19 protein-coding genes are annotated in these 22,506 nt (G+C 64.4%); 9 read left to right on the forward strand and 10 right to left on the reverse strand.

Annotated elements, in window-relative coordinates:
* The 3 genes from NMB41_RS09655 to NMB41_RS09665 form a co-directional block, all read right to left on the reverse strand.
* Positions 1-1,857, reverse strand: a complete 1,857-nt coding sequence (locus NMB41_RS09655) for a feruloyl-CoA synthase (RefSeq protein ID WP_494382235.1) — start codon at positions 1,855-1,857, stop codon at positions 1-3.
* A 10-nt stretch (positions 1,858-1,867) separates the two neighbouring features.
* Positions 1,868-3,313, reverse strand: a complete 1,446-nt coding sequence (locus NMB41_RS09660) for an aldehyde dehydrogenase (protein ID WP_494382236.1) — start codon at positions 3,311-3,313, stop codon at positions 1,868-1,870.
* A gap of 93 nt (positions 3,314-3,406) precedes the next feature.
* Positions 3,407-4,243: a p-hydroxycinnamoyl CoA hydratase/lyase gene (locus NMB41_RS09665; RefSeq protein WP_494382237.1), complete on the reverse strand. Its 837-nt coding sequence runs from the start codon at positions 4,241-4,243 to the stop codon at positions 3,407-3,409.
* Positions 4,244-4,334: 91 nt separating this feature from the next.
* Between NMB41_RS09665 and NMB41_RS09670 the strand changes: the two genes are divergently transcribed.
* The 4 genes from NMB41_RS09670 (at position 4,335) to NMB41_RS09685 (ending at position 7,878) form a co-directional block, all read left to right on the forward strand.
* Entirely contained in the window at positions 4,335-4,823 is a 489-nt protein-coding gene (locus tag NMB41_RS09670) for a MarR family winged helix-turn-helix transcriptional regulator (RefSeq protein WP_494382238.1), read from the forward strand.
* Between the two features lie 377 nt (positions 4,824-5,200).
* The gene (locus tag NMB41_RS09675) at positions 5,201-6,541 is read left to right on the forward strand and encodes a hypothetical protein (protein ID WP_494382239.1); all 1,341 of its coding nucleotides are present in this window, start codon (positions 5,201-5,203) and stop codon (positions 6,539-6,541) included.
* A 142-nt stretch (positions 6,542-6,683) separates the two neighbouring features.
* Complete coding sequence (locus NMB41_RS09680) at positions 6,684-7,550, forward strand: alpha/beta fold hydrolase (protein WP_494382814.1); 867 nt, start codon at positions 6,684-6,686, stop codon at positions 7,548-7,550.
* Between the two features lie 4 nt (positions 7,551-7,554).
* Positions 7,555-7,878, forward strand: a complete 324-nt coding sequence (locus NMB41_RS09685; RefSeq protein ID WP_494382240.1) for a hypothetical protein — start codon at positions 7,555-7,557, stop codon at positions 7,876-7,878.
* Here NMB41_RS09685 and NMB41_RS09690 read toward each other — a convergent pair.
* Genes NMB41_RS09690 through NMB41_RS09700 form a run of 3 tightly spaced genes read right to left on the reverse strand, consistent with a single transcriptional unit; the run spans position 7,875 to position 12,287 of the window.
* Positions 7,875-10,295 carry an ABC transporter permease gene (locus NMB41_RS09690; RefSeq protein ID WP_494382241.1) on the reverse strand — a complete coding sequence of 807 codons (2,421 nt, stop codon included), beginning with the start codon at positions 10,293-10,295 and terminating at the stop codon, positions 7,875-7,877. The two genes, NMB41_RS09685 and NMB41_RS09690, sit on opposite strands and share 4 nt — an antisense overlap.
* Positions 10,292-10,972 (reverse strand): ABC transporter ATP-binding protein, encoded by a 681-nt coding sequence (locus NMB41_RS09695; RefSeq protein WP_494382242.1) that lies wholly within the window; start codon positions 10,970-10,972, stop codon positions 10,292-10,294. The genes NMB41_RS09690 and NMB41_RS09695 overlap by 4 nt, the downstream gene beginning before the upstream one ends.
* Positions 10,973-11,000: 28 nt before the next feature.
* Positions 11,001-12,287 carry an efflux RND transporter periplasmic adaptor subunit gene (locus NMB41_RS09700; protein ID WP_494382243.1) on the reverse strand — a complete coding sequence of 429 codons (1,287 nt, stop codon included), beginning with the start codon at positions 12,285-12,287 and terminating at the stop codon, positions 11,001-11,003.
* A 214-nt stretch (positions 12,288-12,501) separates the two neighbouring features.
* Between NMB41_RS09700 and NMB41_RS09705 the strand changes: the two genes are divergently transcribed.
* The gene (locus NMB41_RS09705; RefSeq protein ID WP_494382244.1) at positions 12,502-13,842 is read left to right on the forward strand and encodes a sigma-54-dependent transcriptional regulator; all 1,341 of its coding nucleotides are present in this window, start codon (positions 12,502-12,504) and stop codon (positions 13,840-13,842) included.
* The gene (locus tag NMB41_RS09710; protein ID WP_494382245.1) at positions 13,832-15,052 is read left to right on the forward strand and encodes a sensor histidine kinase; all 1,221 of its coding nucleotides are present in this window, start codon (positions 13,832-13,834) and stop codon (positions 15,050-15,052) included. Before NMB41_RS09705 ends, NMB41_RS09710 begins: the two co-directional genes overlap by 11 nt.
* Before the next feature lie 243 nt (positions 15,053-15,295).
* Here the strand turns inward: NMB41_RS09710 and NMB41_RS09715 are convergent, their stop codons facing one another.
* The 3 genes from NMB41_RS09715 to NMB41_RS09725 all read right to left on the reverse strand — a co-directional run bounded on the left by NMB41_RS09715 (position 15,296) and on the right by NMB41_RS09725 (position 18,736).
* A complete protein-coding gene (locus NMB41_RS09715) occupies positions 15,296-15,520 on the reverse strand; it encodes a plastocyanin/azurin family copper-binding protein (RefSeq protein ID WP_494382246.1) in 225 nt (74 codons plus the stop codon).
* Between the two features lie 38 nt (positions 15,521-15,558).
* Positions 15,559-17,049 carry a peroxidase family protein gene (locus tag NMB41_RS09720; RefSeq protein ID WP_494382247.1) on the reverse strand — a complete coding sequence of 497 codons (1,491 nt, stop codon included), beginning with the start codon at positions 17,047-17,049 and terminating at the stop codon, positions 15,559-15,561.
* 514 nt (positions 17,050-17,563) lie between these two features.
* Positions 17,564-18,736, reverse strand: coding sequence for an ABC transporter substrate-binding protein (locus tag NMB41_RS09725; RefSeq protein WP_494382248.1), 1,173 nt, complete (start codon positions 18,734-18,736; stop codon positions 17,564-17,566).
* 194 nt (positions 18,737-18,930) lie between these two features.
* On the opposite strand from NMB41_RS09725, the gene NMB41_RS09730 reads away from it, so the two are divergent.
* Positions 18,931-20,025, forward strand: a complete 1,095-nt coding sequence (locus tag NMB41_RS09730; protein WP_494382249.1) for a porin — start codon at positions 18,931-18,933, stop codon at positions 20,023-20,025.
* 127 nt (positions 20,026-20,152) lie between these two features.
* Here NMB41_RS09730 and NMB41_RS09735 read toward each other — a convergent pair whose 3' ends face one another.
* Complete coding sequence (locus tag NMB41_RS09735) at positions 20,153-21,007, reverse strand: IclR family transcriptional regulator domain-containing protein (protein ID WP_494382250.1); 855 nt, start codon at positions 21,005-21,007, stop codon at positions 20,153-20,155.
* Positions 21,008-21,190: 183 nt separating this feature from the next.
* Here NMB41_RS09735 and NMB41_RS09740 point away from each other — a divergent pair, with 183 nt between their 5' ends.
* Both NMB41_RS09740 and NMB41_RS09745 read left to right on the forward strand, forming a co-directional pair.
* Positions 21,191-21,856 (forward strand): 3-oxoacid CoA-transferase subunit A, encoded by a 666-nt coding sequence (locus tag NMB41_RS09740; protein WP_494382251.1) that lies wholly within the window; start codon positions 21,191-21,193, stop codon positions 21,854-21,856.
* Positions 21,853-22,491 (forward strand): CoA transferase subunit B, encoded by a 639-nt coding sequence (locus tag NMB41_RS09745; RefSeq protein WP_494382252.1) that lies wholly within the window; start codon positions 21,853-21,855, stop codon positions 22,489-22,491. The genes NMB41_RS09740 and NMB41_RS09745 overlap by 4 nt, the downstream gene beginning before the upstream one ends.
* Positions 22,492-22,506: the final 15 nt, after the last annotated feature.

Here is a 22,506-nt window from a genome sequence, read left to right on the forward strand (position 1 = left end):
TTATGCCGCAACTATTGTGTTTGCATCCGTTCCGTCATACATCGCATCGACCACGGCCGCGCGCCGCGTGAGCACCGCCGCCTGGTTGATCGAACCCTTGTCCGTCTGCTCGCGCGCGTCGATCGAGGGCGGCTCTTCCAGCAGGAGCAGCCGTTCGACCCGGGTCGAGGACCCGCTGGCATTCACGTTCAGCGTCGCGAGCAGGCGCTGGAAGAAGTCGCGCACCGGGGCGCTGGCCAGCACCTCGGCGTCCGAAGTGCCGGCCGGGAGTTTTGAGAGCGCCAGGCAGTTGTCCAGCCGCGGGAATATCATCAGGCCGATCGCATGCCGGTCCAGTCCCGTCACCACCGCATCCTGCACATAAGGCGCGCCCTGGCTGATGACGCGCGCCCGCAGCGGCCCGACACTGACAAAGGTGCCCGAGCTGAGCTTGAAGTCCTCGGCAATGCGCCCGTCGAACATGAAGCCCAGTTCCGGATGTGCGTCGTCGACGAAACGCAGCGCGTCGCCGGTGCAGTAGTAGCCATCGTCGTCAAAAGCTGCGGCTGTCAGGTGTGGCGCGCGCCAGTAGCCGGGCGTGACGTGCGGCCCGTGGAAGCGCGCTTCGAGCTTGCCGTTCAGCGGCACCAGCTTGACTTTGCAGCCCGGCGCCGGCACGCCGACGTAACCGGCGCGGCTGATCGGGCCGGTGCCGAAGGTGCACGAGGGCGAGGTTTCGGTCATGCCCAGGCCCGTCATGATGCGGATCGATTCGCCGCAGCGCGTCAAGGCCACGGCGTCCAGGTGCTCCCAGGCCGACTGCGACAGCCCGGCCCCCGCGCAGAAGAACAGCTTTACGCGCGAGAAGAAGGTCTGGGCCAGCTGGTCGTCTGTCTCCAGCGCCTCGGCCAGCATCTCCCAGGCCACCGGGATATTGAAATACACCGTCGGCGCAATCTCGCGCAGGTTGCGTAGCGTCGCGGCGAATTCGCGCTGCGTCGGGCGGCCGTCGTCGAGGTACATGGTGCCGCCGTTGTAGAGCACGATGCCGACGTTGTGGCTGCCCCCAAAAGTATGGTTCCAGGGCAGCCAGTCGAGCAGCACCGGCGGCTCTTCGCCAAAGAAGGGGAAGGTCTGCAGCAGCATCTGCTGGTTCGAGCAGAGCATCTTGTGGGTCGTGATGACCGCCTTCGGCTTCTTGGTCGAGCCCGAGGTGAAGAGGAACTTGGCGATCGTCTCCGGGCCGACTTGCGCATTGCGCGTATCGATGCTCGTCGGTTCGGTGGCCAGCAGCGAAGCGAAGCTTGTGGCGGTGCGGCCCGGCACCGCGCCGCGTGCCAGGATCAGTTCCGCGTCCGCCGGCAGCACCGCTTCCAGGGCGTGCGCGAAGGCGTCGCCGTCGCTGGCAAAGACGGCGCCAGGCGTGAGCTGTTCGATCAGGTCGCGCAGCTTGGCCGGGTCGCTCGCCACCAGCGAATAGGCGGGCGAGAGCGGCGAATAGGGAATGCCCGCGTACATCGCGCCGAGTGCAAGCTGGAAGTGCTCCAGGTCGTTCCCGGACAGGATGACGAGCGGACGCTCGCTTGACAAGCCACGGTCGAACAGGGCCTGGGCGATGCGGCGCGCACTTTCCAGCACGTCGGCATATGACAGGCGGATCCACTCGCCGTCCGGCCCGCGGCGCGCGACTAGCGTGCGCTCGGGGTGCGCCTGCGCGCCCGAGACCAGGCGGTCGGTGAAGCGCGCAGGAACCGGCGCCAGCGGCGTGACGGCGTCGACATGCCAGACGCCATCCTCCTGCCAGGCACGGACCTCGGGATTGCCGAGGGCGACCGCGCGCCGCTTCCCGGCGCCCTGCGCCGGAGAAGATTGGTTCATGACGGCCTCCTCAGATCGGGAAGTGGCGCGGCGTGGTTTGCACCGTGATCCAGCGCAGGTCGGTGAACTCGGCGATCGCCGCCTTGCCGCCGAAGCGCCCGTAGCCGCTGCCTTTCACGCCGCCGAAGGGCATCTGCGCCTCGTCGTGCACGGTGGGGCCGTTGATGTGGCAGATGCCCGATTCGATGCGCTGGGCAACCGCCATCGCGCGGCCGATATCGCGCGAAAACACCGCCGACGACAGGCCATATTCGCTGTCGTTGGCCATGCGGATCGCTTCCTCGTCGCTGTCGAAACGCAGCACCGAGACGATCGGCCCGAAGGACTCTTCCTGGTAGACGAGCATCTCCGGCGTGACGTCGTCGACGATCGCCGGCTGCATGATGTTGCCCTCGACGCTGGTGCCCGTCTGGGTCACCTTGGCGCCGCGTGCACGCGCATCCTGCAGCATCGATTCGACACGCGCGGCCGCGCTCGGATCGACCATGCCGGCCAGCGGCGCATCGCTGCGCGCGGCCTTCAGGGTTGCGGTCTTGGCTGCCAGCTTCTCGACGAAGGCGGGGGCCACCTTGCGGTCGACCAGGATGCGGTCGGCCGACATGCAGATCTGGCCCTGGTTGAAGAAGGCGGAGAACGCCGCCGCTTCCACGGCCGCGTCCAGGTCGGCGTCGTCCAGCACCACGACCGGATTCTTGCCGCCCAATTCCAGCAGCACAGGTTTCAGGTACTTGGCCGCCGTCTGGGCGATGATGCGCCCGACCTTGGTCGAACCCGTAAAATTAATGCGGCGCACGGCGGGCGCTGCGATCAGGCGCTCGACGACCTGGGGCGCATCGGCTGGGGCATTCGTGATGACGTTGACCACGCCTTCCGGGAAGCCGGCGTCGACGAACACCTGGCCGATCAGGCGGTGCAGGGCAGGGCAGAGCTCCGACGCTTTCAGGATCACCGTATTGCCGCAGGCGAGCGGCATGGCGACCGCGCGCGTGCCGAGGATGATCGGCGCATTCCACGGCGCGATGCCGACCACCACGCCGCAAGCCTGGCGCAGGCCCATGGCGAGCGAACCCGGCACGTCCGACGGAATCACTTCGCCGGCGATCTGGGTCGTCATGGCGGCCGCTTCGCGCAGCATGTTCGACGCCAGCGTCACGTTGAACTGGTACCACATCGGTGCGCCGCCGCATTCCGCGACGGCCGCTTCCACGAACTGGCCGCGCAGCGCTTCCATCTTGTCGGCCGCTTTCAACAGCAGCGTGCGGCGTGCGCCTGGGGCCATGGCGGACCAGGCGGGGAAGGCGGCTTGCGCGGCGGCGACGGCGGCGTCGACATCGTCAAGCGTGGCGGCGGCGGCGCGGGTGGCGACCTCGCCGGTGGCGGGATTCAGGCGCTCGAAGGTGGCGCCATTCGATGCGGACGCGGTTTGGCCGTTCAACAGCAAATCTGCTTGGAACATCAGAGGTCTCCTCTGTTATCTATCTGGATTGGAAGGCGGCTACCCATCACGGGTGCCGCCGCCGGTATTATTAGTGTTGATGTACTGCGCGTCTTATTTTGGACGCTTGTAGGTCTGCAGGCCCGGCTTGATGGTTTTATCGTCCAGGAACTGCTTGAGGCCTTCCTTGCGCCCCTTTTCCGGATCGCGCTGGTTCGACTGGTCGGTCTTGGCGTACAGGTAGTCTTCGCCCTGTTCCCAGGTCAGTTCGCGGCAGCGCTTGAAACCGATCTTCGCATAGCGCAGCACCACCGGGTTCTTTTCGAGCAGCTTGTTCGCCAGTTCGATGACGGCGTCGCGCAGCTGCTCTTTCGGCACGCTCTTGTTGATCAGGCCCATGGCTGCCGCTTCCTTGCCGGTGAAGGTGTCGCCGGTCATGATGTAGTGCAGCGCCTGGCGGTGGCCCATGGTGTCGGCCACGGCCTTGCTCACCAGGTTGCCCGGCGGGATACCCCAGTTCACTTCCGACAGGCCGAACACGGCGTCGTCGGCCGCAATGGCCAGGTCGCAGGCCACCAGCGGCGAGAACGCGCCGCCGAAGCACCAGCCGTTGACCATCGCAATGGTCGCCTTGCTGTACATGCGCAGCAGCTTCCACTGCCACTGCGAGCAGTCGCGGCGCATGCGCTCCTGCATGATCTCCGGCTTGCCGTCGGTCTCGCGGAAATACTCTTTCAGGTCCATGCCGGCGGTCCAGGCGTCGCCCGCACCGGTCAGCACCACCACTTGCGCATCGTCGTCGAGTTCGAGGGTTTCCAGCACGTCGATCATCTCGCGGTTGAGCGTCGGGCTCATGGCGTTGCGCTTCTCGGGACGGTTCAGGGTGATCCAGCCGATACCGTTCTCCACATCCACCTTGACGGTCTTCCAGCGCGCTTCGTATTTGGACATACAATGTCTCCTTTGATGTAAGTTCTTTATCAGGCTGCCTGATATGTGGCTTATACTATTCGCACCTGATTCCCGTGACAAGCATTTTTTTATGACGACTTCAAAAAAACTTCTGGTAGCGAACGCGGCCGCATCCGGCGGCGCCGCCACCAACAAGCCGATGGGCCTGGCCTACCTGGTCGGCCGCCTCGATCACGTGCTGAACCAGCGCCTGCGCGACAGCCTGGCGCCCGCCGGCCTGTCGGTGCCGCAGTACACGGCCCTATCCGTCTTCCGCGCCCACGGCTCGCTCTCGAACGCCCAGCTCGCCACGCGCACGATGATTTCGCCGCAGTCGGCCAACGAGATGGTCAAGCAGATGGAAGCGCGCGGCTGGATCGCCCGCACGCCCGATCCGGCGCATGGGCGGATCATTCAGATCAGCCTGACGGAGGCGGGGCAGGCGGTGCTGGGGGAGTGCGATGCAAGGGTGGCGGAGGTGGAGCGGATGATGTTTCCGGAGCTCGATGAGGCGGGAAGGGCCTTATTGCAGGCGCAGTTGCGGGGGGCGGTGCGCGCCCTGAGTGTGCAGGGGTTATAGGCAATTGTGCGGCCCCTGGCTCAGCGTAAGTGCGACTAGCCATTAATTGACACCAGCAAAGTCGTCAGCGGTCGAATAGAACCTCCTCAGGCATCGACGAAATTTACCGTTGCGGTCAAGGTAGATGGCCGTCATAAATTTGCCATTCGGTATCGTTTGGAACCGCCTATCCATTTTAGCTTTGTCTTCCTCTAATATCCGCCTTTAACTCTATTTGGCTTAACGCAGTCAAGGGAAAGCCCGTTAGTGCTCGTTGAGCATCGCGGGTGAGCGCGCGCCGCGTATACCCTTTAAACCCTTTACGCTTGACGAAAAATCCATAACGATTGATGATGTCGGTAAGGACGAAAAATTTCATTTTAATTAAAGGATATGCCTTGAAGACAGAGTTTTTAATTCTAATTCCAGATGAAGAGGAATTTTGTAGCACGAAGAAAGCCTTTGTGGAATTTATAAAGGTTGATGCGTTATTCTCTGTTGTAGGGCAGAAGATTACATTTCGACGAACAGCTAAGTCGAAAGACGTTGTATCAGTTAGGTTTAGGGTCGAAACAGATAAGGTAAAGTCTAAGCAGGAACGATATTTTCTGCTCGTTTTAGAATGTGAAGATGCTTCAAAGGTTGACGAATTTTCGGATTTGTGTGATCGAATTAAGACGATTGCACAGAGGATCTCGCCTGGTCAGGTGGCCGTAAATACATTATGGGACGGAGTGGGGCGGATCTATGCTGAGAAGGCATATCCGATAATTAATGAAGTTGAAAACTTAATGCGGCGATTGATTACCAAATTCATGCTGATTACTGTCGGTATGAATTGGTCAAAGGATGCGATACATCCTGAGCTTTTCAAAAAAATCGAAAGTTTTGAGGAAGAGGAATTGTATTTGAATGATCTTCATAAGCTCGATTTTATTCATCTTAGTCAGGTCTTATTCGAAAAGAAGCGAGACATCGCCGTGGATGAGTTGGATAGATTACTTTCTAAAACTAGGTTTAGCGAGGAAGATAAGGAGAAAATTCTTAGATATCTACCCAAATCGAATTGGGAGAAGTATTTCTCTTCCCTAATTGTTGAGAAGGATCGTAGCTTGGAGAGAAAGTGGGAGTTGCTTTACAAATTGAGAAATAAAGTCGCGCATAATCGGAGTGTCAAAAAATCTGAGTTCCTACAAGTTAGAGGCCTGTCTGATGAAATAAAAGATATCATCGGCAAAGCTACTGCGAAGCTCGGAGAAATTGATTTAAATGAAGTTGACAGGGAATTGTTTATCTCATCATACAGTTCAGATAGTATGGCATCAATTGGTTACCTAACTGAAAAAGCTGTAGCGGATTATTATTCGAAGATGGGTTATGAAGTAAGGGCTATGCCCCCTCGGCAGTCAAGCTTTGACCTAATTGCATCGAAAGGCGACGATACTGTTGCTATTGACGTAAAATCGGTTAGCGAGCGAAGCTTTATTGTTATGGTGCGTATGATTATGGATCAAGCAAAAAGGTGGGAATTGCTTCCTGATTATTTGAACTATACTAAAATTCACATCGTTATTGCTATTCGCGATATCGATTCTGATTACGCAATCAACAGATTTTTCCTCCGAGCTGACTCTCTAACAGCTGTACTTGGAGATAAATATGAAGTGCACCTTGGTCGTATTAATGACGAACATTCATTTATACCTTTATTCAAGGAACTAGAACTTCGGCCGGCTTAACGCATTAGTTTGCAACACGGCGCTTTGATTTATAAATGATTGGCGCAAGGACGGCTGGCCCGCGCTCTTCGTGCCCGGCTTTCGAGACACTGTTAGGATCGAGACCATGACAACGACGACCCTCTTTTCCGGCTTTCGCGCCATGACCCTTTACATGGCATCTGGCATCGACATCCACGCCATCATCGGCGGCTCGGGCCCGCCGCTGCTGCTCCTGCACGGCCACCCCCAGACCCACGCCATCTGGCACCGGGTCGCACCGGTGCTGGCCCAGCATTTCACAGTGGTGGCCATCGACCTGCGCGGCTACGGCGACTCCTCGAAACCCCCGGGCGACGCCGACCATGCCAATTACAGCAAGCGCACCATGGCCCTGGACGCACTGACGGTCATGCGCTCGCTCGGCTTCGACACCTTCAGCGTGCTCGCTCACGACCGCGGCGCGCGCGTCGCGCACCGGCTGGCGGCCGACCATCCGCAGGCTGTCCTGAAAATGGCGCTGCTCGACATCGCGCCGACGCTGGCCATGTACGCGCAGACGAATGAAGATTTTGCGCGCGCCTACTGGCACTGGTTCTTCCTGATCCAGCCGGCGCCGCTGCCCGAGCGCTTGATCGAAGCCGATCCCGCCGCCTATGTGGTCGACGTCATGGGCCGGCGCAGCGGGGGCTTGAGCGTCTTTGATCCACGCGCGCTGGCCGAATACCAGCGTTGCCTGTCCCAGCCTGGCGCTGCGCACGGCCTGTGCGAGGACTACCGCGCCGCGGCCGGCATCGACCTCGAGCACGACCGCGCAGACCGCGGGCAGGGCCATCGCCTGGCGATGCCGCTGCTGGTGCTGTGGGGCGAGCAGGGCGTGGTGCACCGCTGTTTCGAGCCCTTGAAGGAGTGGAGGGAAGTGGCGGACGATGTGCGTGGCGAGGCGCTGCCGTGCGGGCATTACATCGCCGAGGAAGCGCCGGACGCTTTGATGGCGCGGGTGCTGCCGTTTCTGATTGACGGGCAGTAGCCAAATGCCCGGTTCGGATAAATACCCCAGCACCCCCGACGGCCGCTACTTCATCGTCAAAGGCCGCCTCTGGCGCACCAGCAATCCGCTTCTAGCGCCCGACGAGCGCCAGACGCTGGTCGACCAGCTCATGAGCGCGCGCCGCCAGGTCGGCCTCGCCCTGAAAGCCGCCGACAAGGACGCCGAGCGCCAGGCGCGCGCCGCCGTCGACGCGGCCAAGATCGCCCTTGGCGAGCGCGGCGCGGTCTGGTGGAGCGACGGCGCGCCCGACTTCAACCGGCGCATGGTCAAGAACACCCCCTACGCCGACTGGTTCGCCGCGCTCTAGGCCCGCAAAGCCTGCACCGGACTCATACGAATCGCCACCGCCGTGTGCCGCGCCGTCGCCGCCAGCGCGGCGAGAAGCGCGAGCGCCACCGCCGCAATCAGCGGCCACTGCCCGAAGGGCGCGTGCTCGGCAAATCCCGCCAGGTAGAAGCGGATCGCGAGCGCCGCCACCGGCAGTCCGATCAGCGCGGCCACCGCCACCGTCAACCCGAATTCGCGGCCCAGGCGGCGGGCGATGGCGCCGTTGCTGGCGCCGTAGAGTTTGCGGATGACGATCTCGCGCCGGCTGCGCTGCACCGTGTAGGCCGACAGCACGTAGATGCCGAAGGCGGCCAGTGCCAGCGCCACCAGGCTGGCGGCGCCCAGGATCTTCACCATGCGCAGGTCCTGTTTGTAGCTTTCGCCGGAGATGCTGGCGGCGCTTTGCATGGTCATGATCCCGTGCGGGAAGTACTGGCGCCAGACCGGCGCGATGGCCTTGGCCAGGGCCTGCTGGTCCAGCCGTGTGCGTACCGTGACGACGCTGTCGGCATCGGTCAGCAGGTAGACGATCGGCCCGGGGCGCTCGCGCATCGACTGGTGGCGCAGGTCGGGCGCGATGCCGACGACCGTCATCTCGCTCCCATTGTCGCGCGCTGCGAACGGCAGTTTGCCGACCGCGTCCTGCGCCGTGCCGTAGCCCAGCGCCTGCGCCGCGGCCAGGTTCAGCACGATAACGTTTGACGTCGGCTGGTCGCGTTCGACACTGAACAGGCGTCCGGCGCTCGGGCGTATGCCGTACAGGTCGAAAAATTCCGGCGACACGCGCTTGATCTCGACGCGCATCTCGCCACCCTTGCGCAAGTCGTAGGCGCCGGTGATCTTGTTGGCGTCGCGCCCGATCGCTTCGGCCGACACTGCCGAGCCTTCGATTCCCGGCACGCGTTTCACCGCACGCACAAAACCCTGCACCTGTTCGTTCTTTGCCAGCGGCATGTGCAGCAGCATCAAGCGGGCCGGATCAAAACCCGGATCGGCAGTAGTGGCGTACCAGGTCTGCCAGCCGACGGCCACGGTAATGCCGCCCAGCGCCATCGCGGTGGCGAACTGCAGCACCGTGAGCGCGCGCCGCAGCCACAGGTTCGACGTCGTCTCACTGCTGCTGTCGCGGCCCGCGAGGACTGTGGAGGCGCGCACGCTCAGTGCGGTCCAGGCCGGATACAACCCTGCCGCCAGGCCCGCGCTCACGCCCAGCAGCAGCGCCAACGCCAGCCGGCCGGGCGTGAAGAAGCCTTCGAGCTTGCGGTTGACGAGGTCGGCGAAGATCGGCAGCAAGAGCCAGGCGAGCAGGATGCCGGCCCCGGTGGCAAGCAGGGCGACCAGCACCGACTCGGCCAGGAACTGGCCCGCCACGCGCGGCGCGCTCGCGCCAAGCACCTTGCGCATGCCGATCTCGCGCTGCCGTTTGAGCGTGCGCACGGTCGCCAGGTTGATCCAGTTGGTCATGGCCAGGGCCAGGATCAGCAGCGCGACGCCGGCCAATGCCAGCGTGCTGTCGCGCTGGCCGTAGCTGTTCTTCTCGCGGCCGCTGGCCAGGTCGGGGTCGAAGTAAGCGTCGGGCATGGCCACCAGCCTGACTTCGACGCCGGGGCCTGCCGTCGCGCGGCCCATGGGACCTGCGCGGAAATCCCGGTTCATGGGCGATGCCTCGACCGCCTCCTGCAGCAGCGCCGCCAGCCGGGGGACGTCGGCCCCGGGGCGCAGTTTCAGGAAGATCTGGCCGCGTTTCTTGTCCGACGGGTGCAGCGTGCGGTCCTCCATCGGGCGCGCGCGGCTCAGAGGGCCGGTCAACACGTCCCAGCGCTGCGTCGTGTTCGCGGGCAGGTCGGGGATCACGGCCAGCACCTGCAGCACTTCGTCGCCGACGGACACGGTTTTGCCCAATACCTCGAGCTTGCCGAACAGGCGCAGCGCGGTCTCGCGCGTGAGGGCCAGGCCATCGGGCCGGTTCAAGGCCGCCTGCACATCGCCCGCCAGTGGCGTGATGCCGAAGATCGCTGCGAAGTCCGGGTCGACCGCATACAGGCGCGCCTCGTGTAGCTCGGTGCCGACGCGTAGCGGCTGCTGACCCTGGGTTGCGGTCGCGGCCTGCTCGACCATCCCGCTGGCCATGGCGGCGTCGCGCAGAGACAGCGTGGCGCGCGTGTTCCAGTCCGGGCGCGGGAAGAAATTGATGCGCTGTTTGACCACGTGCACGCGCGCGCCTTCCGGCACATGGCTGTTGTAGTTCAGGCAGTAAGCCACGAAGCCGAGCAGCAGGAAGCAGGCCGCACAGGCCACGGCCAGGCCCAGCACCGTGACGGCGGAATAGCCGGGTTCCTGCACCAGCTGGCGCCAGCCGATGCGAAAGTCGCGGGCGCTTTTAATGATCATCTTCATGCGGCCCTCAGCGCGTCGACAACGATGCGGCCATCGAGCAGGTTCAGCGTGCGCGAGGCCTGCGCCGCGTGGCTTGGCGAGTGCGTGACCATGACGACCGTCGTGCCTTCGGCGTTGATTGTACGGAGCATGCGCATCACCTCGTCGCCGTGCGCGGTATCGAGGTTGCCGGTCGGTTCATCGGCCAGCAGCAGGGCAGGGCCGGCCACCAGCGCGCGCGCAATGGCCACGCGCTGCTGCTGTCCGCCCGAGAGCTGCGAGGGTTTGTGGCGCGCGCGGTGCGCGACGCCCAGCTTGTCGAGCATGGCCCCGACCCGTTCGCGCCGTTCGGCGCCTTTCATGCCGGTGTATTCGAGCGCCAGTTCGACGTTTTCGAACACGTTCAGTTCGTCGATCAGGTTAAAGCTCTGGAAGATGAAGCCGATGCGGCCGCGGCGCAGGCGGTTCAATCGCGCTTCGCTCCAGCCGGCCACGTTCTCGCCGTCGAACCAGTATTCGCCGGTGCTGGGCACATCCAGCAGGCCCAGTAGGCCAAGCAGCGTCGACTTGCCGCAGCCCGAGGGGCCGGTGATGGCGACGTATTCGCCCGCTTCGATATCGAGGTCGATCCGGTCGAGTGCCGTGGTGTGGACTTCACCCGCCACATGGGTCTTGCTGACGCCTGAGAGTTTGAGCATGCCGTTCTTTCTTTTCTGGTGAGAGAGATTACTGTGAAATGCTGAGCGCGGTCGAGTTTCCGAACGCGGTATAGCTTGAAACGATGACGCGTTCGCCCGGCTGCAGACCGGCGAGCACTTCAACCTGATCGAGGCTGCGCCGCCCGGTGCGGATCTCGCGCCGCACTGCCTGGTCGCCGCTTGGCGTGAGCACGAACACCCACGCGCCGCCGCTGTCGCTCATGAAGGCGCCGGCCGGCAGCAGCAGGGCGCGCGCCGGCTCGCCCAGCGTGACCTGGGTGTCCAGGCTCTGCCCGGGCCGCAGCCCGGCCGGCTGGGCGCCGGTGAACAGCAGTTCGGCGAGGAAGCGGCCTTCCTTGATCTGCGGGTAGACGCTGGCGATCTTCACCAGGTAGCGCTGGCCGTCGTGCATGACCGAGCCGGCGCGGCCGGCGGCCACGCGGTTCAGGTAGAACTCGTCGATGCGCGCGGTGAGCTTGAAGCGGCTCGGGTCGTCGATGCGGCCGACGTTCTTGCCGGTGGCGATGGATTCGCCGACCTGCATGCGAAAGTCGGTCAGGCGGCCCGCCACCGGCGCGCGCACGACCAGCGCATCGACTGTCGCCTGCACCAGCTGCAGGCCGGTGTCGAGCCCGGCGATCGCGCGTTCGAGCTGCGAGAGCGCCGGCGTGCGCACCTGGGCGTCGGCGGCGGCGCTGCGTTTTTCGAGGGCGATGGCGCGCGTTTCCTTGTCGAGCGCATCGTTCGATTCGTCCAGCGCCACGGCGGAGATATAGCCTTGCTGCGCCAGGCGTTCGTTGCGGGCGTGGCGCTTGTGCGCCTGCTCGAGCTGGAAGGCGAGTTCGTCGAGGCGGCGCTGGCGCGCGCTGCGGTCGCTCTCCTGGGCCAGCCGCAGGTTCGACAGGTTGTAGAGCTGCTGCGCCTGTTCCGCCTGGCGCGCCAGCAGTTCCAGGTTGCGCTGCGGGTTGGCGATGCGGAACAGCAGCTGGCCCTTCTTGACGATGTCGCCGTCACGCACGAACACTTCCTCGATGCGGCCCGATTCGACCGAGTCGAGGATCACCGAATCGAGCGGCGCGGCGCTGGCGCGCACTACCAGTTCGTCGCGAAAGACGCCTTGTTCGGCGGCCGCGATCTCTAGGTCGGCGCGTTCGACCCGCAAGCCGCGCGGTATCTGCTGCCAGGCGAAGACGGCCAGCGCCAGCGCCAGCAGGGCCGCGGTGCAGGCAAGCGCAATCTTCTTGCCACGCTTGCGCGGGACGATGCTGTCCATGGCGGCGCCGGTGGAAGGGGTGTGGATCGGTTGCAGGGGCATGGATTTCAGACTGAGTGGTGACAGGCCATGCCATTGCAAGCGCCGTGCCATGCCTTTTTTGCCGCTTTTTCGCCGGTCTTTCGGTCCACCTGTTCACGACCGGACAGGTCACCTGTTCGATTCCGGACAGGTGGCCGGCCGGCCCCGATTTAGCGTGTCGCCGTTTCACCTTCGCTGCTAGAATGCCCCGTCTCCAACGCCTCGCACCCGCACCATGGACCCGACGTCTGCCCGCATCCTGATCCTCGACGACGACGCCGACGTGGCCTTCGCCGCGCGGATGCTGCTGCGCCGCCGGCATGGCGAAGTCACCGTGCTGCACGACCCGGGCGCCTTGCCGGCGCTGCTGGCGCAGCGCGCGTTCGACGTGGTCCTGCTCGACCTGAACTTCACGCCCGGCCGCACCGACGGCTTCGAGGGCCTGGCGGTGCTCGACCTGCTGCGGCGCCAGCCGCAGCCACCAGGCGTGATCGCGCTCACCGCCTATGCCGACGTGCCGCTGGCGGTGGAAGCCTTGAAGCGCGGCGCCGGCGACTTCATCACCAAGCCCTGGGACAATGCGCGCCTGTTGGCGGCAGTGGACGGCGCCCTGGCGCGCCGCGCAACCGCCCCGGCGCAGGCCGCCGATTCGATGCTGATGGGCGAGTCGCCCGCCATGGCGGCGGTGCGCGCGATGGTGGCCGGCGTCGGCCCGACCGAGGCGAATGTGCTGGTGCTGGGCGAGAACGGCGTCGGCAAGGAGCTCGTCGCGCGTGCGATTCACGCGGCCTCGAAGCGCGCCGGCGCGGCCTTCCTCGCGGTCGACATGGGCGCCTTGCCGGAAGCGACCTTCGAGAGCGAACTGTTCGGCCACCGCAAGGGCTCGTTCACCGATGCGAAGGCCGACCGCGATGGCCGCTTCCAGGCCGCGCGCGGCGGCACGCTGTTCCTTGACGAGGTCGGGAACATGCCCTTGCCGAACCAGGCCAAGCTGCTGGCCGCGCTCGAGCGGCGCGAGGTCACGCCGCTGGGCGCCGACCGTCCGCAGGCCATCGACGTGCGCATCGTCAGCGCCACCAACCTCGATGAAGCGAGCCTGTTCGACCCGGCAGTGTTCCGTCCCGACCTGTTGTTTCGCTTGAATACCATCGTGATCCGGGTGCCGCCGCTGCGCGAGCGGCGCAGCGACGTTCCCGCGCTGCTGCGCCATTACCTGGCCCACTACGAAGCGCAATACACCCGGCCGCCGAAGCCCTTGCGGGAGCATGCGCTGGCCGCGCTGCTGGACTGGCACTGGCCCGGCAACGTGCGCTCGCTGCGCCACGCCTGCGAACGCGCGGTGATCCTGGCGGCGGGTGCCGGCTACGAGCTCGCGGACTTCGGCCTCACCGCGCCAGTGCAGGCGCCACCGGTCGCGCTTGCGCAAACGCCGGACGACCAGACCCTGGGCGAAGTCGAACGCGGCGCGATTGCCGCCGCGCTGGCGCAGGCCAAGGGCAATATCAGCGAAGCGGCGCGCCGCCTGGGCCTGAGCCGCGCGGCGCTCTACCGCAAGCTGGAAAAGCATGGCCTCTAGCCGCGCGCTGCGCCTGCAAGCCGGCGCCGGCGTCCTCGCCCTGATGGCGCTGGCCGCGCTCGCGCAGGCGTCCAGCGAGTCGCCGCGTTTGCTGGTCCTGTGCCTGCTTGCCGCCAGCTTCCCCGCATGGCAGCTGTGGCGCGCGCTGGCCCGGCTGGCGCCGCCCGCTGCGCGCGAAGCCGCGCCGACTGCGCCGCTGTTCCAGTCGCAGGACAAGGCCCTGGTGCTCGAAGCGCGGCTCGAACATGCGCCGGTGGCGCTGTTCCTGCTCGACGCCTCAGGCGACCAAACCGGGGTCGCGCCGATGAACGCGAATGCACGCCAGTTGCTCGCGCCCGGCCGCGTGGTCGATCCGGCAAAGCTGTTCGCCTTGCTGGCGGCGCAGCCGGCGAGCGGGCGCGCCTTGATCGCTTTCGACTCCGAACGCGGCAGCGAGCGCGCCATGGTCGCGGTGTCTTCGCTCACCGTGCAGGGAAGGCAGCAGCGGGTGGCGGCGCTGCTGCCGGTCGAGAGCGAGCTCGAAACCGAAACCCTGAACGCCTGGCAGCAGCTGGTCCAGGTGCTGACCCACGAAATCATGAATTCGCTCACGCCGGTGGCTTCGCTGTCGACCACGGCGCAGGGCTTGCTGCTGGAACTGCAGCCGCAGCTCGAGGGCGAGGCGGCGGCCGACCTGGGCATGGCGCTGGACGCGATTGCGCGCCGCGCCACCAGCCTGGCCGATTTCGTCGGCAGCTACCGCAGCCTGTCCGCGATGCCGCAGCCGCGGCTTGACCGGATCGACATCGAGCAGCTGTTCGCGCGCCTGGCGACGCTGATCGAACCGGCGTGGCGCGAGCGCGGCGGCGAATTGCGCTTCGTGGTGGAACCGGCTTCGCTGTCCCTGCTGGCCGATGGCGGCCAGCTCGAGCAGGCGCTGATCAACCTCCTGAAAAACGCGATGGACGCCACCGCCGGCCTGGCCGCGCCGCGCGCGAGCGTGCATGCGCGGCTGGTACGCGGTGCCCGTTTGCGCATCGAGGTCAGCGACAATGGTCCCGGCGTACCCGAGGAACTGCTGGCGCATATCTTCACGCCCTTCTTCACGACCAAAAAGGGCGGACGCGGGATCGGCCTGGCGCTGGTGCGCCAGCTGGTGCATGGCAATGGCGGCACCGTGCGCCACGTGCGGCCAGTGACGGGCGGGGCCCGGTTCGTCCTCAGTTTTTGAAATGTGAGGCTGACTGACGCTGGGCTTCTCGTAGGGTGGGCACCCCGTGCCCACGCGGAACGACGAGTATTGTCAGCATGGAGCGGGCCACGCCGACCAGATGCCACGCGGCGCTCCCGAATGATCATTCGGACGCCTATCGGCCTTCCCACAACGCGGACCGGGACAGCGGTAACTCTGCGCAGCGTTTCGCGTGGGCACAGGGTGCCCACCCTACCTGACGCAGCGATTTACGTGCCGGATCTATTTGACTATTAGCACCCCCGTCATCGTCCGGTGCAGCGTGCAGACATACGGATAGCTGCCGCGCTCCTTCGCCTTGAAGGTCCAGCGCGCTCCCGTGGCGATGTCGGGCAACCTGGGCCCGCCCTTGCCGCCGGTCGCATTGTGCGGAAACGGATCCTTGTTGCGCCAGACGCCGGTGTCGCCGCGCCTGACCTCGACAGTCTGCGGAAGCGTGCCACCCATCAGCTGACGGGCGGCAGGCTTTTCTGGGCGACCAGCCCTTACAGCGGCATCACCACGCCGGCAAACTGCAGCAGGTCGGCCATGCGGAAGCTGCCCGGCTGGCGCGAGGGCAGCGTCGGCGTCCATTGCGGCGCGGCGCGCAGGTAGGAAGCAGGGTCTTCCTTGAGCAGGCCAACGAACACTTCACCCACGATGCGCGAGCCGACCGGGCCCAGGCGCAGGCCATGCTCCATGACGTCGGCTTCCTTCAGGACATAGAAGAACAGCGGCGTCGACGTGGCCATCGTCGTCTTCGCATCGAGCGCATAGGGCGCCAGTTCGCTCAGCTGGTTCGGGGCCAGCACCGGCATGTTCATCTTGCGTGCGTTCGCCTGGCCGGAGGGCAGGCCGAAATTGATGTGACGCGTCATCGTGCGTGCCGGCAGGGACTGCAGGCCATCGTTCGGCAGGCCGGGGGAGGGGCCGGGCGAGCCAGGCAGGTGCATCAGCACCGACGACAGATGGAGGTCGATACGTTTGTTCGGACGCACGTTGCCGTCGCCAAAGTCGAAGAAGGTCTGCCGGTCGATGAAGCGGCGCGCGGCGCGCTTGCCGCCGCGCAGGTCGTTCGGATCGGGCGAAGCTGGGTTTTCCGCGTCGTCGAAGAGGAAGGCGAAGAAGGGCGAGCCGCCGGTCGGGCCGAAATTGGCCCGGTAGCTCGGCCTTACCTGCGAATGGCCGAAGCGGTAGACGGAGGCGGCAAATTCGACGGGAATCCTCGGCATCTCGTGCCCGCTGGCGGTGCGGAACCGGTTCGTGGCCGCTTGCGGGTGGTAGTAGAGCAGGCCGCCGCGCATGATCGCGTCGAGCCGGTCCTGGCCGATGGTCAGGGGCAGGAACTCATGCAGGATGATCCATTGGTAGTGCCAGGTAACGAGCCTGCGGGCATCGTCGAACAGGCGCTGGGCCGTGGCGCCCCGGTAGGCCGGCTGGGCGGCGAGGTGGTCCGTGATCCGGTTGTGGAAGGAGAGCAGGGCGACCTGTATTTGCGAGATGACGACGTTTTCGTCGTTGCGGCTTTCGGCCACGATGGCATTGCCCTGGGCATGGCGCGGCACATCGTTGCGCGGCGCGCCGTTGCGCGAGACGGCTTCGGCGCCCGGGATCCTTTGCAGGATGAACTTGATGCAGCCGGAACTGGTGTCGTAGAGTTCGGGCGAGCCGGCCGGGCCGTTGCCGTAGACGGAATCGAGGTCGAATGCCGCCGTCCGGAAATTTACCGTCTGGCCCGGCTGCGCGTTCGCGTTCAGGACGGAACGCTTGTCGAAGGTGATGTCATGGTCGAGGAACTGGCCGAGGAAGGTCATGCCCGCGGTCATGTTCGGGTTGTCCGGATTATGCGGGCTGAATACGGCCGGGTTGAGGATGGACTGGATCGGGTCCGTCAAATTGTCCTCGGCGTCGAACAGGTCGCCCCTGGCGCCCATGCGCTGCATCGCGGCGCGCGCGGTGGCGGTTTGCGGTGCAAAGGTAGGCAGGTCCGGATACATGCGGGTAAAGACATTCTCGGGATGTGCGGCCCGGCTCGGTTGGCGAGCGACGACGGTATCCGCGTGAGTGGAATTGACGAACAAACAGAGCCCCAGCGGCGCAAGCGCCGACAAACCATGCTTTCTCATCTATTGACTCCTGGAAATAAATAATCAACGCGCGTGAGTGGACACTACGGGCAATCCATACCTTGGGAAAAATATGTTTCAGATGCGTGCCGTCCCGCGGAGGGGCCGGTAGCGAATTGAATGACTGTCTGAAGGGCTGACGGACTCGGACGCTGGAAACGTTGACGGACTCAGTATCGACAGGCAAAAAAGAATGTCAAGCAAGGTGGAGCGGAAGAAAGGTTTGCTTCCGGCGATGGAATTGGCCCAATTTCCGTATGAGATAACGCCTGTCATCCGCGCTGTTGGGCGCTTGGCGCGCCCGCCGTGTATTTACGTATCTTTACATCCCGATGCCAACAAAAAACCGGCCTGTACGGGACAGGCCGGCGGCAGAAAATAAGACTTATTTGCCCGGATCTTTCTGGTTCGCGAACTGGTCGAACTCGATGTTGTACGGCTGGCCGTTGACCTTCTCGACCTTGCGCACATAGACCGTCTGCACGATGTCGCGCGTGGCCGGGTCGATGCTGATCGGGCCGCGCGGGCTGTTGATCTTCATGCCCTTCAACACCGCCATCGCCGCGTCGCCGTCGATCTTGCCTTTGAGTTTTTCGCTGACCTGGTAGATCGCGTTCATGCCGTCGTAGGCGCCGACGGCCATGAAGTTCGGGCGGCCGCCTTGCGGGTTGGTCGCGGCAAAACTCTTCAGGAAGGCGTCATTCTCGGGCGACTTGTGCGCGGCCGAGTAGTGGAAGGTGGTGATCACGCCCAGCGTCGCATCGCCCATGGCCGGCAGCACGTGGTCGTCGGTCAGGTCGCCGGTGGCGATGACCTTGATGCCGGCGGCGGCCAGGCCGCGTTCGCGGTAACCCTTCATGAAGGCAATGCTCTGCTCGCCGGCCGGGACGAACACGAACACGGCGTCGGGCTTGGCATCCTTGATGCGCTGGATGAAGGGCGCGAATTCAGGATTGCGCAGCGGCACGCGGATCGCTTCGAGCACCTTGCCGCCGTTTTTCACGAAGCGGTCGCTGAAGGCCTTTTCCGCATCGATGCCAGGGCCGTAGTCGGCCACGACGGTGGCCACGGTCTTGATGTTGTTCTTGTCTGCCCAGTCGGCCATCGGCGCCGAGATCTGCGGCAGCGTCATCGAGAAGCGCGCGATGTAGTCGGACTTGGTGGTGATCACCGAGGTGGCCGCGTTCATGATGATCATCGGCGTTTTCGACTGCTGGGCGATCGGCGCCACGGCCAGCGCTTCGGGCGTCAGGCCAAAGCCGGCCAGGAAGTCGACCTTGTCGCGCACCACCAGTTCCTGCGCCAGGCGCTTGGCCACTTCCGGGGCGGGGCCGGTGGTGTCCTTGTAGATGACCTGGATTTTCTTGCCGGCGACCGTATCGCCATGCTGCGCCATCCAGGCGTTGATGCCGCCCTGCATCTGCTTGCCGTAGTCGGCAAACGGACCCGAGAAGGGGGCGATGACGCCGACCTTGATGGTGTCCTGGGCATGCGCGCCTGGGGCGAACATGAGGGTGGCGCCGGTGGCGAAGGCTGCGGCGATCGTCGTGAACTTCATGGTGGTCTCCTGAGTTGGTCTTGTCGGAAGTCGTATCAGCTGCTCGAGCAGGCGTGTCGTTATCACAACTGCATCATAACCGCCTTGCGCATATTGTTGACAAGCTTCCGTGAGAAACATAGTATCCAAATTGCGTTCGATTAACAACCTCTTGTTCGGTAATCGAACGCACCACCATAAAACACGGAGACAACATGAAGAACACCATCTGCAGCGCCGTTGCGCTGATGTGCGGCATCGCCGCGTCCGCTTCCCAAGCCCAGACCTCGGTCCAGATCTACGGTATCGTCGACAGCGGCGTCGCGCATGTGACCAACGTCAACAGCGCGGGCGATTCGAACACCAAGATTCCTTCGCTCACCAGCTCCTTCCCGTCGCGCATCGGTTTCCGCGGCACCGAAGACCTGGGCAATGGCCTGCAGGCTTTCTTCGTACTGGAAAACGGCTTCGCGGTCGACAGCGGCACCCAGCAGCAGGGCGGGCGCCTGTTCGGCCGCAATGCCAACGTCGGCCTGAAAGGGGCCTGGGGCACGCTGACGATCGGCCGCCAGCAAAACATGACCTATATCTCGGGCCTGAAGACCGACGTGCTGGGACCGCACCTGTTCGCCATCGGCAGCATCGATCCCTACCTGCCGAACGCGCGCAGCGACAATGCGATTGGCTACATGGGTAACTTCAAAGGCTTCGTCCTCGGCGCGACCTACAGCTTCGGACGTGATGCGTCCGCCGCCGGTGGCCCGGCCGCCACCAATTGCGCCGGCGAAGTCGCCGGCGATTCGGACGCCTGCCGCCAGGTCACCGGCCTGATCGGCTACGAGACCAAGGCCTGGGGCCTGAATGCATCCTGGGACCAATTGCGCGGCAATACGGGCGCCGGCGCAGGCCTGACCAGCAGCATCAACACCGACGTGCGCAAGACCGTCAACGGCTACCTGATGCTGGGGGTGACCAAGCTGGGCGGCGGTGTGATCGCGCGCGAAACGAACGCGAATCCTGCGACGGGCTTCTCGGAATCGAACCTGTATTACTTCGGCGCCAGCCATCCCTTCGGCGCCTTCGTCGCCGACGCCCAGGTCGCGCGGCGCGATACCAAGAACTCCAACAACGATGTCGACATGCTCGTCGCACGCCTGACCTATGCGATGTCGAAGCGGACCTTCGTGTACGGCGCGGTGGGCCGCATGGACAACGATGGCGTGTCGCAGGTAGCGCTGGATGCGGGTGGTACGGTCGGTGCCGGCCTGGCGCAAAATGGTGTGATGGTCGGCTTGCGCCACCATTTCTGATTAGTCCACTGACCGTGGCGTAACGTAGGGTGGGCACTTGTGCCCACGCGGTCGTACCTTAGCGCGCCGCACGGTATGCATGGGCCGTACCGCGTGGGCACGAGTGCCCACCCTACAACCGCAAGTTCTACGGCAGCAGCACCGACAGCTCTTGCGCGCCGCGCTGCAGGATCGGCAGGAACTCCTGCCGCATGCGCTCCTTGCTGACCCGGCTGGCCTGGGCGCCGACGTTCAGTGCGGCCAGCACCTGGCCCGAGGCGCCGCGTACCGGCACCGCGATCGAACGCAGGCCCAGTTCCAGTTCTTCGTCGTTGATCGCATAACCGTCCTGGCGCACCTGCATCAGCAGCTCGCGCAGGCGCTTCTGGTTGGTCTCGGTCTTGTCGGTCATGGGCTTGAGCTTGACCTTCGCGAAATAGGCATCGAGCTCGGCGGGCGGCAGGTGGGCCAGCATCACGCGCCCGAGCGAAGTGCAGTAGGCCGGCAGGCGGCTGCCGGTGTTCAGGGCCACCGACATCACGCGCGAGGCGGCCGAGCGCGCCACGTAGAGTACTTCGCTGTCGTCGAGCACGGCGATCGAACAGGATTCGCCCAGATCGCGGCTGATGGCGTTCAGGTAGGGCTGGCTGGACACGGTCAGCGGCGTCGACGACAGGTAGGAATAGCCGAGCGTCAGCACCTTCGGGCGCAGCGAGAAATTGTTCAGTTCCGCGTCCACATAGCCGAGCTGCTGCAGCGTGAACAGGCAGCGGCGCACGGCGGCGCGCGGGATGCCGGTCTTCTGACTGATCTGGGCAATGGTCTGGGGTTTACGCGAATCGCTGAAGGCTTGCACGACCGCGAGGCCGCGGGCCAGCGAAGTCATGAAGCTGGGGTCGGTCAGGGCGTCGATCTGCTCGGCAATCGTCAGTTCGCGTTCTTCTGCCTGCTCGTCATTGCCGGTGCTGCCAGAGACGGGTGTTTGCTTGGTCAAATTTGTCATGGCGCGATTTTAATGCAGCGAAGGGCGCTTCGATTGGTCTTTTTTCTTGACCTTTCGGCCAGCCTGCTACTACACTTGGTTGGGCGGTAATCAATCATTAGTTCGATTATCGAACAACCGCGACAACATTACAAGTGCGCTCTATATCAGGGTGCACACCAGGGTGGAGACCAGGGTGCCAACATGATCGACAAAACCTACGAATCACTCCAGCGCGCCGTCGCCGACGTGCACGACGGCGCCACCGTCATGATCGGCGGCTTCGGCAATGCCGGCATGCCGGCCCAGCTGATCGACGCACTCATCGAGCAAGGTGCGCGCGAGCTCACCATCGTCAACAACAATGCCGGCAACGGCGACACGGGCCTGGCCGCGCTGCTTGCCGCCAAGCGGGTGCGCAAGATCATCTGCTCCTTCCCGCGCCAGTCCGACTCGCACCATTTCGACGCGCTCTACCGCGCCGGTGAAATCGAGCTCGAGCTCACGCCGCAGGGCAACCTGGCCGAGCGCATCCGCGCCGCCGGCGCCGGCATCGGCGGCTTCTTCACGCCGACCGGCTACGGCACGCTGCTCGCCGAAGGCAAGGAAACGCGTCTGATCGACGGCCGCCACTATGTACTCGAATCCCCGATCCACGCCGACTTCGCGCTCATCAAGGCGTTAAAAGGGGACCGCTGGGGCAACCTCGTGTACCGAAAGACCGCGCGCAACTTCGGCCCGATCATGGCGATGGCCGCGAAGGTGGCGATCGCCCAGGTGGCGGAGATCGTGCCGCTCGGCGAACTCGACCCCGAAAACATCGTCACGCCGGGCATTTTCGTGCAGCGCGTGGTGAAGGAGGCAGCATGAACCGTTTTACACGTGACCAGATCGCCGCGCGCGTCGCCCAGGACATTTTCGAAGGCGCCTACGTGAATCTCGGCATCGGCCTGCCGACCAAGGTAGCGAACTTCCTCCCCGCCGACCGTGAAGTCTTCCTGCACAGCGAAAACGGCCTGCTCGGCATGGGCCCCGCGCCCGCGCCTGGCGAAGAGGACGAAGACCTGATCAACGCCGGCAAGCAGCCCGTCACCATCCTCACCGGCGGCGCCTACTTCCACCATGCCGACTCCTTCGCCATGATGCGCGGCGGCCATCTCGACATCTGCGTGCTGGGCGCTTTCCAGGTGTCGGAAAAGGGCGACCTGGCCAACTGGCATACCGGCGCCCCGGACGCCATTCCCGCCGTCGGCGGCGCAATGGACCTGGCGCTGGGCGCCAAGAAAGTCTTCGTGATGATGGATCACCAGACCAAGACCGGCGAGAGCAAGATCGTCCCCGCGTGCACCTACCCGCTCACCGGTGTGGCCTGCGTGAACCGCATCTACACCGACCTGGCCGTGCTCGACGTCACCCTTGAAGGCTTGCGCGTCGTCGAGATGGCGCCGGGCCTGAGTTTCGACGAGCTGCAGGCAGCCACCTCCGCGCCCCTGCTGGCGCCTTGATTTAGAAGAGGATGA

Source organism: Massilia sp. FBCC-B171, assembly GCF_059134155.1.